Genomic DNA, 12,844 nt, shown 5'->3' on the forward strand with positions numbered 1-12,844 from the left:
GAGGCTCGAGCATGAATATACAAATCGGCACCCTGGTCGCCGCGATGGCGCTTGGCATTGCAGGCGTGGCGGAGGCCCAGCAGCCGGGGCCGGAAACCGCCATCGTCCGCATTGGCTTGCTGCGCGCCTACGAGCCCGTGCTGGCTCTTTCGGCGCTGGATATCCCGCCGGAGACGATCGGCATCGCGGGGGCGGAACTTGCCATTGCGGACAACGACACGACCGGCGCGTTCATGGGGCAGGATTTCGAGCTGTCCGTCACGACCCTCAAGCCGGGCGAGGATATCGGGCCTGCCATGCAGGCCTTTGCCGATGCCGGCGTCAACTTCATCGTCACCGACCTGCCGGCCCCCGACACGCTGAAGGCGGCGGACCTTGCCCGCAAGGCCGGGGCAAGCGTCCTGAATGCCGGGGCCACCGACGACAGCCTGCGCGAAGAAAACTGCCGGCCCAACATGTTCCACACGGCGCCGACCCGCTCGATGCTGACCGACGCGCTGGCGCAGTATCTGATGTGGAAACAGTGGCGCAACTGGGTGCTGATTGCGGGTGAGCACGAAAACGACCGGCTCTTTGCCGCCGCGATGAAGGCGTCTGCGGAAAAGTTCGGCGGCGATATCCTGGAGGAACGCACCTTCGAGGATGCGGGCGGGGCCCGCGCCACGGATTCCGGACAGGCACAGGTGCAACGGCAGATCCCCGTCTTCATGCAAGGTCTGCCCGATCATGACGTGGTGCTGGTGGCCGACGAGAGCGAGGTCTTCGGCAGCTTCATACCCTGGCGCACATGGCTGCCCCGCCCGGTTGCAGGCACCGCGGGGCTTGTCGCCGCCTCCTGGCACCCGGCTAGCGAGCAGTGGGGCGGCGCGCAGATCCAGAACCGCTTCGAAAAGATGGCCGGCCGCCGCATGCTGGCGAAGGACATGCAGGTCTGGACGGCGATCCGCATCGTGGGAGAGGCCGCAACCCGCACCCAATCTGCGGAGCCGGACAGGATCGTGGACTATATCAAGAGCCCGGACTTCTCCATCGCCGCCTTCAAGGGCCAGAAGCTGACCTTCCGCGATTGGAACTGGCAGTTGCGGCAGCCGATCCTGCTCGGCGAAGGCAGGTCGGTCGTTTCCGCTTCCCCGCAGGAGGGTTTCCTGCACCAGACGACGGAGCTGGATACATTGGGCGTCGACCGGCCCGAAACCGCCTGCAATCTCGCGCAGTGACAAAGCACCGCGAAAGCTGCAATCTGTGATCGACGCACGATCCGCAATGGGAGGCTCGATCGACGGTGTCCCTGCAGACCAGGCTGATCCTTGCCATTCTGGGTGCGCTCGGCGCCATGCTGCTGCTGGGCGGCCTGGCGACCGTCCTGCACGTGCGCGAGCGCATCGAGGCCGAGATGCGCTCCGCCCATATCGTGGCCGAGCATCGCGTTGCGCGGCAGATTGCCGAGCTGCCCGCGACGATGGACCATGAAGCCAAGTTCAGGGCGCTCATCCGCACCTTCGACAGCGACCGCCATGCCCGCCTGTCGCTTATCGGCCGCGACGGGCGGATGATCATGCGCTCGCATCTCGACGGCCCGCGACACCCCGCGCCGGCATGGTTTGCCGCGCTGTTTGCGCCGGGGCCGGAGGTGAGCGTCATTCCGCTGCCTGTTTCCGGGCCGGTCGCCGCGCTGGAACTGACGGTGGACCCTGCCAGCCACACGCGCGACGTGTGGACCGATCTCGGGCTCGGCCTCACCCTGCTCGGCCTCTTCGTGGTGACCGCGCTGGCGCTGGTGTGGGTGATCGCCCGCACGTCGCTGAAGCCGCTCGACGGGCTGCGGCACACGCTCCGCGCCATCGGCGAGGGCCGCACCGACGAGCGGGCGGCCCTGGCCGGCCCCCCGGAAATCCGGGCGCTTGCACAAAGCTGCAACGACATGGCGGCGCGCTTGTCGGCGATGTCGGCGGACAATCGCCGCCTCAGCGAGCTCGTCTACCGGATGCAGGAGGAAGAGCGCGCCGAACTTGCCCGCGACCTGCATGACGAGGTCGGGCCATTCCTGTTCGCCATCGACGTCGATGCCGCGGCCATCGAGCGGGAGCCGGCCGGCACCGTCAACGAGGAACGCGCCGGCGCGATCCGCCAGGCGACGGCGCGGGCCCGGCAGGCCGTACGCCGCATCCTGGCCGACCTTCGCCCCGGCCTCCTGCCGGGCCTCGGCCTGCGGGAAACCCTCGTGCATCTTGCCCACGACTTCGAAAGCCGCCGTCCGGGTATCCGCATCAAGATTGCCGTACCGGAGGCCGGTTTCGACGCCCAGACGGATGCGACGCTTCTGATGGTGCTGCGCGAGGCGATGCTGAACGCCCTTCGCCACGGGGAGCCGAGCCGTCTGGACGTCAGCGTGCGCGCCATCGCCGGTGGGGCCGAATTTTCCGTCATCGACGATGGCGGCGGCCGCCATGCGGGCGCAGACGGCTTCGGCATCATCGGCATGCGCGAGCGGGTCGAGGCCGCCGGCGGCAAGCTGCGCATCGTGCCGGTGGACACGCCTGCCGGGCTCCGCGTCGAAGGCCGCCTGCCCATCGCCGTGGACAGTCCCTTGGACGGCCCCGGGGACAGATTGGAGGCAGCGGCATGACCAAGGTTCTGATCGTCGACGACCACATGGTGGTCCGCGATGGCGTGCGCCGGCTGATCGCCCCCCTTCAGCCCGAAGCCATCGCCGAGGCGGAAACCCCGCGCGACGCGCTGGATGCGTTCCGGCGCATGCGGCCGGATATCGTGATCCTCGATATCAACCTGCGCGGCGGCAGCGGGCTGGAAGTGCTGCGCCGCCTTCATGCGGACGACGCCAAGGCCCGCATCGTGGTGTTTTCGATGTATTCGGACCTTGTCTACGCCACATCGGCCCGGCGCGAGGGAGCGCTCGGCTATGTCTCCAAGAGCGCGCCGTCCGACGAGTTGCTGACGGCCATCCGCCGCGCCCTGCGCGGCGAAACCTATGTGGACTGCGTCACCGCCGCGACCCAGGAGAACGCGGCCATCAACGTGGCGGCCCGGCTGTCCACGCGCGAGCTGGAGATCCTGCATATGCTGGGCGAGGGCCAGAGCCTCAACGACATCGCCTCCGGCCTCGGCGTCGCCTACAAGACGATCGCCAACAGCTCGACCCGCATCAAGGAAAAGCTCGGACTGGAGCGCACGTCGGACCTGATCCGCTTTGCCGTCGAGACACGCGGCGGCCGGCTCGTGGGCGGCATCTAGGCATCGCCGGCCGCATTCGGCGCGCCGCCGCCCAATACGGGAACTATTCCCATGGGTCGCCGTGACATTTTTCCCTAGCGTCGCAGAAAAGAAGCGTGTGGGGAGGATCGATGACGAAGCCCGTTCTGGCGGCGATGGCCGCCGTGCTCTGCATGTCGGCAAGCCCGGCATTCGCCTACAAGATCTACGTATCCAACGAGCGCGGCAACGATGTCACCGTGCTCGATTCCGCGACATTCGAGGTGGTGGACACGATCAAGGTGGGCCAGCGCCCGCGCGGTATCGTGGTTTCCCCCGACGGGACGAAGCTTTACGTCTGCGCCAGCGACGACGACACGATCGAGGTCATCGATACGGCCACGCACCAGATCACCGGCACGCTCCCTTCGGGGCCGGACCCGGAGCTGATGGTCGTCTCTCCGGACGGAACGCGCATGTACGTCGCCAACGAGGACGACAACCTCGTCACCGTCATCGACCTGCAGACCGGTAGCCGGGTGGTGGAGATTCCCGTGGGTGTCGAGCCGGAAGGCATGGGCGTTTCCCCGGACGGCAAGATCATCGTCAACACGTCCGAAACCACCAACATGGCGCATTTCATCGACCGCGATTCCCAGCAGATCGTGGCCAATGTGCTGGTGGATTCCCGGCCGCGCTTCGCCGAGTTCAAGAATGACAATTCCGAGGTCTGGGTGTCGGCGGAGATCGGCGGAACCGTCAGCGTGATCGATGCCGTGACGCGCGACATCAAGCACAAGGTGACGTTCGAGATACCGGGCATCAGCGCCGAGCTGATCCAGCCCGTGGGTGTGCGGATCACCAAGGATGGGTCCAAGGCCTATGTGGCCCTCGGCCCCGCCAACCGGGTCGCCGTGGTGGATGCCAACACCTACGAGGTCAAAGACTATCTGCTGGTCGGCCAGCGGGTGTGGCAACTGGCCTTTTCGCCCGATGGCAGCCACCTGTTTTCCACCAACGGCATCTCCAACGACATTTCGATCATCGATACCGCGAAGGACGAGGTGATCCAGTCTGTGCAGGTCGGCGAGCAGCCCTGGGGCGTCGCCGTGGCGGACACGCAATGACAGGTCAGAAACGACCGGATACGAGTGGGAGGAATGGAATGACGATCAAGACGCACTGGCTGATGCTGATGGCCGCCTGCCTTGCCTTCGCGCCGCATGTCGCGGCGCATGCGCAGGGCGGCAACGCGGCGCAGGTGCAGGCCGACGACGATGACGACGACGATGATGACGCGGACGAGGCGCCGGCTGCGGCCGCACCCGCCGCACCGGCCGGCGCGGGCAACGCCCAGATGCCCGCCAGCGCCATGTCGGCCGATGCGCTGGGGCTGCCTGCGCTGTCGCGGTCGAGCCAGGATGTGGAAGAGCTGGTCCTCGGCAGTGCCGACAGCGATTTCGCGGTGAACAAGAAGGATTTCGTCATGCGGGCCGGACAGGCCTATCGCTGGCGCATAAGCTCGGACGGAGCGCTGGAATACAAGTTCCGCGCCCCGGACTTCTTCCGCAATGTATGGTTCAACCAGATCGTCATAAGCGATCTGGAGCTGCATATGGCCGGGCCGCCCGCATGGCTGGAATACGATGCCAAGGGCACCATCCAGATCCAGTTCAACACCGTCCGCCCCGGCAATTTCGAATGGTGGATCGACGGGCTCGACGGGGCGCAGGCCATGAAGGGCACCATCACCGTCGTGCCCTGAGGCTGTCGTGCCGCCCTCCGCCACCGCAACGCGCCCGCAGGCGCTGGAACTCGACGGCGTCGGCCATGCCTATGGCCGGCGGCGCGCGCTGGACGACGTATCCTTCGTGGTGCCGCAGGGCAGCTTCACGGCGCTGATCGGCCCCAACGGAGCCGGCAAGAGCACGCTCTTCTCGCTCGTCACCCGCCTGTTCGACGCGCGCGAAGGCACGATCCGCATTCTCGGCCACGATCTGTCGCGGCATCCGGGGCATGCGTTGCGGCATCTTGGCGTGGTCTTCCAGGGCAGGACGCTGGATCTCGATCTGTCGATCGGCCAGAACCTTGCCTATCATGCCGCCCTGCACGGCATGTCCGGGCGCGAGGCACGGGCACGGGCGCGCGAGATCCTGGCAGGGTCCGAGCTTCTGGACCGCCTGGGCGACAAAGGCCGCGCCTTGTCCGGCGGACAGCTTCGACGGGTCGAGATCGTGCGGGCCTTCATGCATCGGCCGCGCCTGATCCTGCTGGATGAGCCGACGGTCGGGCTGGACATCGCCTCGCGGGCCGAGATCATCCGCACCGTGCGCCGGCTGGTGCGCGAGGAAGGCGTCAGCGTGCTGTGGGCAACGCATCTCATCGACGAGATCGAGGATGAAGACCGCGTCGTGGTGCTGCATCGCGGCCATGTCCTGGCCGAAGGCGGCTGCCGCGACGTGATGGAGGCGGAGGGCGCGGCAACCATCGGCGAGGCCTTCGCAAGGCTGACGGCGCTTGCGCCCCTACAGGCGGCGGGGGCACCATGATCGTCTATTGGCGCTGCTTTTACGGGATCGTCGTGCGCGAGGCGCTGCGCTTCCTGCACCAGCGCGAGCGTTTCGTCTCCGCCCTCGTGCGCCCGCTGCTGTGGCTGTTCATTTTCGCCGCCGGCTTCCGGCAGGTGCTGGGCGTGTCGATCATCCCACCCTACCGCACCTACATTCTCTACGAGGTCTTCATCACGCCGGGGCTGATCGGCATGATCCTTCTGTTCAACGGCATGCAATCCTCTTTGTCGATGGTCTACGACCGCGAATCCGGGTCGATGAAGACGTTGCTCGTCAGCCCGCTGCCCCGCTGGTTCCTGCTGGTGTCCAAGCTTGCGGCGGGCGTCATGGTTGCGGTTTTGCAGGCCTATGTGTTTCTGGCCATCGCCTGGTTCTGGCGCGTGCGGCCGCCCGAGTTCGGCTACATCACCGTCTTGCCCGCAATTATCCTGTCGGGCCTGATGCTGGGGGCGCTCGGCATGCTGCTGTCGTCGCTGGTGCGGCAGCTCGAAAATTTCGCCGGGGTGATGAACTTCGTCATCTTCCCGATGTATTTCGCCTCATCGGCGCTGTACCCCCTGTGGCGGGTGCGGGAGTCCTCGCCGCTGCTTTACCACATATGCCAGTTGAACCCCTTCACCCATGCGGTCGAGCTGATCCGCTTCGCCCTATACGGGCAGGTCAATGTGCCGGCCCTGGCGGTCGTGACGGCCTGCACGGCAGCCTTCCTCGGCCTCGCCATCCTCGCCTACGACCCCATGCGCGGTACGATCGCCCGCAAGGGCGAAGCGCGTCCCGCAAGCTGAACAGGAGATGCCCAATGCGCCTGACCGCCCTCATCGCCTGCGGGCTCTGGCTTTTCCCCGCTGTGGCGCCGGCCCAGGCGCCGGCCCCGCGCGAGATACCCGAAGGCTTCGTCCTGCCCGGCCCGGCACCCAAGGGCAACGCCGCCGCAAACCCCGTCCTGGCCGCGCCGGAGCATCATGGCAGCGCCGACTGGCCCTGCATCCAGCGCAAGGTTGCCCGGATGGATGCCGCGCAGATCTGGCCCGCCGCGCCTGAAACCGTTGCCCAGCCGGAACGCACGCCGGCCGAGCGCCAGCTTGTGCGGGAGATCGCCCAGCGCCGCGTGCCGATACCAGATGCACGCCAGCGCCTGACCGACCATCTGGCGGCGTTGCCGCCGGAGCGGCGCAGGGCGGCTGCCGAAGCCGTCTTCATCGACCTGTTGCATGAGCTGAACCGCGAGCGGGCCGATGTCATCAACGGCATCGGCCGCTATGCCGGCAAGCAGAAGACCCTAGCCGAAAGCATCCGTGCCGAGACGGCAAAGTTCGACAGGCTGATGAGCCAGCCTATGCCCGACCAGAACGAAGTTGCCCGGGAACAGGAGGCCCTGCTTTGGCAGACGCGCGTCTTCGACGAGCGCCGCCAATCCCTGACATATGTCTGCGAGGTGCCTGTGCTGATCGAGCAGCGCATGTTTGCCCTTGGCCGGCTTCTTAAGGATTTTGCGGAGAACGATCGCTAGACCTGGCGGGCGACAGGCCCATCGATTCCGACTGCAGGGCGCCATCCGCCGCCACGACGCCGCGCCAGACGCGGTTGCCGATCCGCACGGTCAGCCGCCAGCGTCCCAGATCCTCGCCCTCCCCGCGTTCCACGCGGCTCTGCACCAGACGCCGGGCCATCAGGCCCCGCATCTGCGTCTCGGTCAGGGAAAAACGCGCTGCCAGAAAATCGGCATCCAGCATGATGCCGTCATTCTCTACCGAAACGCCCGGATGCTTCGTATCCATATGGCTATTATGGACGCCCCGCCGGCCGGGGACCAGACCTGGCTAGGCTTTCCCCTCCTGAATGGAGCGCAGGCCCGTCACAGCCTTCCAGAGGGGGCCGAGAACCTTCTCGACGATCGGGATCAACACAAAGCCCGCCGCAAGGCCGACGATGCCCGACCCGATGGCGGTGACCACCCATGTCACCGCGCCGGAGGCCGCAGGCACGAGACCGCCCGCGGCGACGGCGATATCGTGGATGAAATGTTCGGGCGCGGCGATCCCGTAGCCGGCCAGGCTGTGGACGATGATGCCGCCGCCCACCCACACCATCGCAGCCGTACCGAGAATGGCGAGCCCCTTGAGAAAGCCCGGCATGCCACGCACCAGTCCACGCCCGATCGTGGCCAACGCCCTGTTGCTGCCCTTTGCCATGGCAAGCCCGACATCGTCGGCCTTCACGATCAGCGCGACGGCGCCATAGACGGCGACCGTGATGCCGATGGCCACCACCGCCATCACCGCCGCGCGCATCCACACCGTGTCCGGCCCAAGGCCCGCCAACGTGATCGCCATGATCTCGGCCGAAAGGATGAAGTCCGTCTTTATGGCACTGGCGACGCGCTCGTCTTCCAGCGTCCGTGCATCGGGCGCGACGGTGCCGATCTTCGCCTCGTGCTTGTGCGCCTTGTGCGGGGCGATCATCTCGAAGATCTTTTCCGCGCCCTCATAGGCGAGGTAAAGTCCGCCCAGCATCAGGATGGGGGTGATCGCCCAGGGCGCGAAGCTGCTGAGCAGAAGCCCCCCGGGCAGCAGGAAGACCAGCTTGTTGAACAGCGAACCACGCGCGATGCGCCAGACGATGGGCAGCTCCCGGTCGGCGGAAAAGCCGACGACATAGCGCGGCGTCACCGCCGCGTCGTCGATGACCACACCGGCCGCCTTGGCGCCGGCCTTGGCGGCCTGCGCCGCGACATCGTCCAGCGATGCCGCCGCAACCTTGGTCAGGGCGACGATGTCGTCCAGAAGCGCGATCAGTCCGATACTCATGCCCAGTCCCTCGAAATCGAATCCCGTCGCGTCCCGACGATCATCTATCTTTGCCTCGCGACCCTGCTTGGCAAGGCGAGGCTTGGGTACAACGGGCAATCCGCGAAAGTTTCCCGATTCCGTTTAACGGCGGGCGCAGCGGAGGCGACGGCCTGGCCTATTGCGGCTCGTGCGGCTGCAAGGGCTGTCCGGCCTGCGACCAGCCGTCGGTGCCGTCCGGATACCAGGCGACGGAGGTATAACCCATGGCGATGGCACGTCGGGCGGCATTCCAGCTCATCCAGCAATTTCGCTGGCAGTAGAACACCAGCGGATGGGCACGGTCGCCGCCACTGGCCTTTGCGAGTCCCTCGGTGAAGTAACGCTCCGTCTGCGGTGCGAGATCGCCATAACCCGTGTCGGCCAGCCAGACGGACCCCGGGATGGCGTCGCGACGTGCGGGATGCCAGATGGTGCCTTCCGGGAGATTGTCGGGCTTCGGCGCGCGCGGCAGCACATCGACGAACACCGCCTCGCCGTCGCGCCACAGGGCGACCGCTTCGTCGGTGGTCAATACATGCGCCCCGGCCAGCGTGGCCGGTGTCGGCGCACGGTAATCGGAGCGTCGATAGTCGCCGGGCTCGCTCACCTCAGCGGCGGCCTGTGCGCCGAAGACCAGCGACAGCAGCGCCAGCATGGCCGGGGCGGAGCGCCGCATGGTCTTATCCGCCCTGCGCCGGAGCAATGGGGCGGTTCTGCTCGTCCAGCAGCGGGATGCCGTAGGACAACAGGATTTCGTTGATGTCATCCTGGTTTTCGGCGATCACCCGGTTCAACGTGCGCTTCCACTCCTGGTCGCTCGGCCGTACACCCATGGTGATGCGAAACACCATTGCCGGCCCGCGCGGCTCTTTCAGCAAGGGTACGACAACGTAGTCGGCGCCGGCCTTGCCGGCCTGGTACGCGGCCAGCGGGCCCCAGAGAACGGCTGCATCGATGACGCCGTTTTCCAGATCCGCCATCATGTCGGCTGCGGAATTGTCGATCCTCGTATCGACCATGAGCTGGTAGCCCTTGGCCTTGCCCATCAACCCGGCCTTGGCGATGAAGGTTGCCGGCGGCGTACCGGCGACGACGCCGACCGTCTTGTCCTTCAGCCGCGCATCTTCCAGCGTTTCGACGCCGTCGAGCCCGCTGCCCTTGCGATAGACGATCGCATAGGCGGTGCGGTAGTAGGCGTTGGTGTTCTGGACCAGTTCGTCGCCCTGCGGATAGCTCATGATGATATCGCAGCGATGCAGGCCCAGCGTCATCCGCACGAAACCGGTCGCCTGCGGAAAGTAGGTATAGCTGACCGACTTGCGGCCGAGCTTGCCCGCAAGGAAGGTGGCGAGTTCGTTTTCGAAACCTTCGCCCTTCTGGTTGGAATAGGGCATGGAGTTGGGATCGGCGCAGACGCGCAGTACGTCGGGATCGACCAGCTCGATGGCTCCGCCGAAATCCCTGTCCTGCGCACGGGCGGAAGCCGGCGCAAGGGCGCCGGCCACCATAAGCGCGATCATGAGCGTCAGAAGCCGAGGCATTCGTTTTCCGCCGCGCGTGCCTGTTCGTTGATCGGCGGACGCTTCGGCTCTCCCTTGCCGACGACGCCGTCCGTACGGGCGCGGAGATAGACGTAGATGGCGTCCAGATAGCACATCACGTTCTTGTCTTCGCCCCAGGCCGGCATCACCGAATTGCCGCCGGTGTTCCACACGTTCTGCTGTCCGCCGACGACGACGCCGGTGAAGGCGTAGTAATCCATCTGCTTGAGGGATTCCGTCAGGTTGGGCGCGAAGGACGAGCCCTGCCCGTCCGGCCCATGGCACTGCATGCAGTTGGCCGTGTATTTCTTGTAGCCGCGCCACGTATAGAAATCGGCGGTCCCGTCCTGCTGCAGCGAATAGGTCGGCACGTCGGCGGAGTCCACGAACTTGCCGTTTTCCCCCTCCGTCGCCTCGACACCGTTGTTGACGGTGTCGAGCGATGGATGGGCAGAAGGCTGCTGCTGCTGCGCCGACGCCGTCCCCATTGCGAGGAAGACGACGCCGGCAAACGCCAAGATTACCCTGTTCATCGACAAACCGTCTCCGATCTTAATTGCCATCGGTCGCGGAGGCTGTCTGGTCGGGTACGGTGAAGACGGTCAGCTGCCCGCCCAGTGCCGTGTATCGGGACAGCGAGGCATAGCCGCCGACCGCGCCGAGGCCGTCATTGGCATCGGTCAGGCCAGCCGCGAGGCCGATGCCGGCCCAGCCGCCGATGCCGGACAATACGGCCACATACTGCTGCCCGTCGCGCTCATAGGTCGTGACGTTGCCGATGATGCCGGACGGCGTCTTGAAGCTGTAGAGCTCCTTGCCCGTTTCCGCGTCGACGGCCTTCAGGTAGCCTTCCAGCGTTCCGTAGAAGACGACGCCGCCACCGGTGGCCAGCGCGCCCGACCACACCGAGAACTTCTCGGGGATCGACCATTTGATCTCGCCCGAGCTGGCGTCCCAGGCAATGAAGTTGCCCATGCCGCCATGGCTGTTCGGCGCCGGATACATCGACAGGGTTGCGCCGACATAGGGTTGCCCGGCCGTGTAGGCGACGCGGAACGGCTCGTAGTCCATGCAGACGTGATTGGTCGGCACGTAGAACATGCCCGTGTCCGGAGAGAACGCGGCCGGCTGCTGGTCCTTGGTGCCCAGGGCCGCCGGGCAGATGCCCGTGGTGTTGACGTCTTCGCCGTTGAATTCCGTCGAATACTGGTCCACCACCTGCGGCCGGCCGTACTGATCGGAGTTCTTGTCCATCACCACTTCGGTCGCCCAGTTGACGACCGGGTCGTATTTCTTGGCTACCAGCAACTCGCCCGATACCCGGTCGAGCGTGTAGGCAAAGCCGTTCCGGTCGAAATGCACGAGCGCCTTGCGGTCCTGTCCATCCACCGGAATATCGGCCAGGATCATCTCGTTGACGCCGTCGAAATCCCATTCGTCGTGCGGGGTCATCTGGTAGACCCATTTCGCCATGCCGGTATCGGCATCGCGGGCGAAGATGGTCATCGACCATTTATTGTCGCCAGGGCGCTGCGAGGGGTTCCAGGTCGATGGGTTGCCCGAGCCGTAATAGACGAGGTTCGTCTCCGGATCGTAGGAGAACCAACCCCAGGTCGTGCCGCCGCCGATCTTCCACTGATCGCCTTCCCAGGTCTTGAGGGACGAATCCTTGCCCACCGGCTTGCCGAGTTCGGTCGTCTTTTCCGGATCGAAGAGCATCTCCTCGTCCGGCCCGGTCGAATAGGCGCGCCAGGCGACGGAACCGTCCTTCAGATTATAGGCGGTCAGCGAGCCGCGCACGCCGAACTCGCCGCCGGAAATGCCGATATAGACCTTGTCCTTCACCACCAGCGGCGCGGCCGTGCCGGTTTCGCCCTTGGACGCATCGCCATTCTTGACCGACCAGAGCTGCTCGCCCGTGTCGGCATTGAGCGCGACGACCGAGGTGTCGGCCTGATGCAGGATGATCTTGGCCGGCTGATCGCCCTCGGGCGGCACATAGGCGACGCCGCGGTTCACGGTGTCGCAGCACATCACCGGGATGACGTTGGCATCCTGACGCGGCTCGTATTTCCACTTGATCGCGCCGTCTTCGGAAAGATCGAGCGCGTAGACGATGTTGGGGAACGGCGTATGCACGAACATCGTGTCGCCGATCACGAGGGGGCCGCCTTCATGACCACGCAAGACGCCGGTCGAGAAGGACCAGGCGACCTGAAGATCGCCCACATTGGCCTTGTCGATGTTCTTGAGCGGCGAGTAACGGGTATTAGCGTAGTCGCCCGACTGCATGACCCAGTTGGTCGGATCCTTGCCGAGCTCAGCGAGAGACTCGTTGGCCCCCGCACCGGAACTCAGGGCAAGCAGCATCGTCGAGGCGGCGGCCGCCTTCGTTATGGATTTCAGCACGGATTCCTCCCAAAGCAAGCGTCAGCAAGCCATGCGCGGTCGCGGAACCGCACGAGCAACATCGCAATGTTAATTGGGGACGGTTTCCGGCAGCGTGTCACGACCGCCAATAGGGGTCCTGGTGGGCACCGTTAAAGTTCGCCCTACCGAGGCCTTCGAGATCTGTCGACGCTCCCAACACCGACAGCCTTGAAGCCGGAAACCAAGGATGAAGCTAGGCCGAGTTTCCCGTTTGTGCAAGTATCAATTGAAAGAATTTGTTGCTGCAACGCAAACACATATATCA

The 12,844-nt window shown here is 65.6% G+C and carries 14 protein-coding genes; 8 read left to right on the forward strand and 6 right to left on the reverse strand.

The features are described from left to right. Positions 1-11: 11 nt before the first annotated feature. The 8 genes from AUL31_RS08850 to AUL31_RS08885 all read left to right on the forward strand — a co-directional run bounded on the left by AUL31_RS08850 (position 12) and on the right by AUL31_RS08885 (position 7,290). A complete protein-coding gene (locus AUL31_RS08850) occupies positions 12-1,217 on the forward strand; it encodes an ABC transporter substrate-binding protein (RefSeq protein WP_060604590.1) in 1,206 nt (401 codons plus the stop codon). Positions 1,218-1,282: 65 nt separating this feature from the next. Then, positions 1,283-2,626 (forward strand): HAMP domain-containing sensor histidine kinase, encoded by a 1,344-nt coding sequence (locus AUL31_RS08855; RefSeq protein WP_060604592.1) that lies wholly within the window; start codon positions 1,283-1,285, stop codon positions 2,624-2,626. Continuing rightward, the gene (locus tag AUL31_RS08860; protein ID WP_060604595.1) at positions 2,623-3,252 is read left to right on the forward strand and encodes a response regulator transcription factor; all 630 of its coding nucleotides are present in this window, start codon (positions 2,623-2,625) and stop codon (positions 3,250-3,252) included. Before AUL31_RS08855 ends, AUL31_RS08860 begins: the two co-directional genes overlap by 4 nt. A 110-nt stretch (positions 3,253-3,362) precedes the next feature. Continuing rightward, entirely contained in the window at positions 3,363-4,337 is a 975-nt protein-coding gene (locus AUL31_RS08865) for a PQQ-dependent catabolism-associated beta-propeller protein (RefSeq protein ID WP_060604598.1), read from the forward strand. A gap of 38 nt (positions 4,338-4,375) precedes the next feature. Then, positions 4,376-4,975, forward strand: a complete 600-nt coding sequence (locus AUL31_RS08870) for a cupredoxin domain-containing protein (protein ID WP_143190181.1) — start codon at positions 4,376-4,378, stop codon at positions 4,973-4,975. A gap of 7 nt (positions 4,976-4,982) precedes the next feature. Continuing rightward, complete coding sequence (locus AUL31_RS08875) at positions 4,983-5,759, forward strand: ABC transporter ATP-binding protein (RefSeq protein WP_060604601.1); 777 nt, start codon at positions 4,983-4,985, stop codon at positions 5,757-5,759. After that, the gene (locus tag AUL31_RS08880; RefSeq protein WP_060604604.1) at positions 5,756-6,565 is read left to right on the forward strand and encodes an ABC transporter permease; all 810 of its coding nucleotides are present in this window, start codon (positions 5,756-5,758) and stop codon (positions 6,563-6,565) included. Before AUL31_RS08875 ends, AUL31_RS08880 begins: the two co-directional genes overlap by 4 nt. A 14-nt stretch (positions 6,566-6,579) precedes the next feature. Beyond that, entirely contained in the window at positions 6,580-7,290 is a 711-nt protein-coding gene (locus AUL31_RS08885) for a hypothetical protein (RefSeq protein ID WP_060604607.1), read from the forward strand. On the opposite strand, the gene AUL31_RS08890 is transcribed toward AUL31_RS08885, so the two are convergent. The 6 genes from AUL31_RS08890 to AUL31_RS08915 all read right to left on the reverse strand — a co-directional run bounded on the left by AUL31_RS08890 (position 7,262) and on the right by AUL31_RS08915 (position 12,519). Beyond that, entirely contained in the window at positions 7,262-7,558 is a 297-nt protein-coding gene (locus tag AUL31_RS08890; protein ID WP_060604611.1) for a DUF6522 family protein, read from the reverse strand. The two genes, AUL31_RS08885 and AUL31_RS08890, sit on opposite strands and share 29 nt — an antisense overlap. Before the next feature lie 42 nt (positions 7,559-7,600). Then, the gene (locus tag AUL31_RS08895; RefSeq protein ID WP_060605335.1) at positions 7,601-8,587 is read right to left on the reverse strand and encodes a DUF808 domain-containing protein; all 987 of its coding nucleotides are present in this window, start codon (positions 8,585-8,587) and stop codon (positions 7,601-7,603) included. A 157-nt stretch (positions 8,588-8,744) separates the two neighbouring features. After that, a complete protein-coding gene (locus AUL31_RS08900; RefSeq protein ID WP_060604615.1) occupies positions 8,745-9,284 on the reverse strand; it encodes a PQQ-dependent catabolism-associated CXXCW motif protein in 540 nt (179 codons plus the stop codon). A 4-nt stretch (positions 9,285-9,288) separates the two neighbouring features. Continuing rightward, positions 9,289-10,149, reverse strand: a complete 861-nt coding sequence (locus AUL31_RS08905; RefSeq protein ID WP_060604618.1) for a substrate-binding domain-containing protein — start codon at positions 10,147-10,149, stop codon at positions 9,289-9,291. After that, positions 10,134-10,682, reverse strand: coding sequence for a c-type cytochrome, methanol metabolism-related (locus AUL31_RS08910; RefSeq protein ID WP_073469152.1), 549 nt, complete (start codon positions 10,680-10,682; stop codon positions 10,134-10,136). The genes AUL31_RS08905 and AUL31_RS08910 overlap by 16 nt, the downstream gene beginning before the upstream one ends. A 19-nt stretch (positions 10,683-10,701) precedes the next feature. Then, positions 10,702-12,519 (reverse strand): methanol/ethanol family PQQ-dependent dehydrogenase, encoded by a 1,818-nt coding sequence (locus AUL31_RS08915; RefSeq protein WP_060605341.1) that lies wholly within the window; start codon positions 12,517-12,519, stop codon positions 10,702-10,704. Between the last annotated feature and the right edge of the window lie 325 nt (positions 12,520-12,844).

The sequence above is a fragment of the Aureimonas altamirensis genome (assembly GCF_001463885.1).
Lineage (GTDB): Bacteria > Pseudomonadota > Alphaproteobacteria > Rhizobiales > Rhizobiaceae > Aureimonas > Aureimonas altamirensis.

Excerpts from the sequence above, each read along its gene's own strand:
- AUL31_RS08870 (WP_143190181.1), top strand. The coding sequence starts at position 4,376 with ATGACGATCAAGACGCACTGGCTGATGCTGATGGCCGCCTGCCTTGCC.
- AUL31_RS08890 (WP_060604611.1), bottom strand. The coding sequence starts at position 7,558 with ATGGATACGAAGCATCCGGGCGTTTCGGTAGAGAATGACGGCATCATG.
- AUL31_RS08910 (WP_073469152.1), bottom strand. The coding sequence starts at position 10,682 with ATGAACAGGGTAATCTTGGCGTTTGCCGGCGTCGTCTTCCTCGCAATG.
- AUL31_RS08895 (WP_060605335.1), bottom strand. The coding sequence starts at position 8,587 with ATGAGTATCGGACTGATCGCGCTTCTGGACGACATCGTCGCCCTGACC.
- AUL31_RS08880 (WP_060604604.1), top strand. The coding sequence starts at position 5,756 with ATGATCGTCTATTGGCGCTGCTTTTACGGGATCGTCGTGCGCGAGGCG.
- AUL31_RS08860 (WP_060604595.1), top strand. The coding sequence starts at position 2,623 with ATGACCAAGGTTCTGATCGTCGACGACCACATGGTGGTCCGCGATGGC.
- AUL31_RS08900 (WP_060604615.1), bottom strand. The coding sequence starts at position 9,284 with ATGCGGCGCTCCGCCCCGGCCATGCTGGCGCTGCTGTCGCTGGTCTTC.
- AUL31_RS08885 (WP_060604607.1), top strand. The coding sequence starts at position 6,580 with ATGCGCCTGACCGCCCTCATCGCCTGCGGGCTCTGGCTTTTCCCCGCT.
- AUL31_RS08850 (WP_060604590.1), top strand. The coding sequence starts at position 12 with ATGAATATACAAATCGGCACCCTGGTCGCCGCGATGGCGCTTGGCATT.
- AUL31_RS08905 (WP_060604618.1), bottom strand. The coding sequence starts at position 10,149 with ATGCCTCGGCTTCTGACGCTCATGATCGCGCTTATGGTGGCCGGCGCC.
- AUL31_RS08915 (WP_060605341.1), bottom strand. The coding sequence starts at position 12,519 with ATGCTGCTTGCCCTGAGTTCCGGTGCGGGGGCCAACGAGTCTCTCGCT.
- AUL31_RS08865 (WP_060604598.1), top strand. The coding sequence starts at position 3,363 with ATGACGAAGCCCGTTCTGGCGGCGATGGCCGCCGTGCTCTGCATGTCG.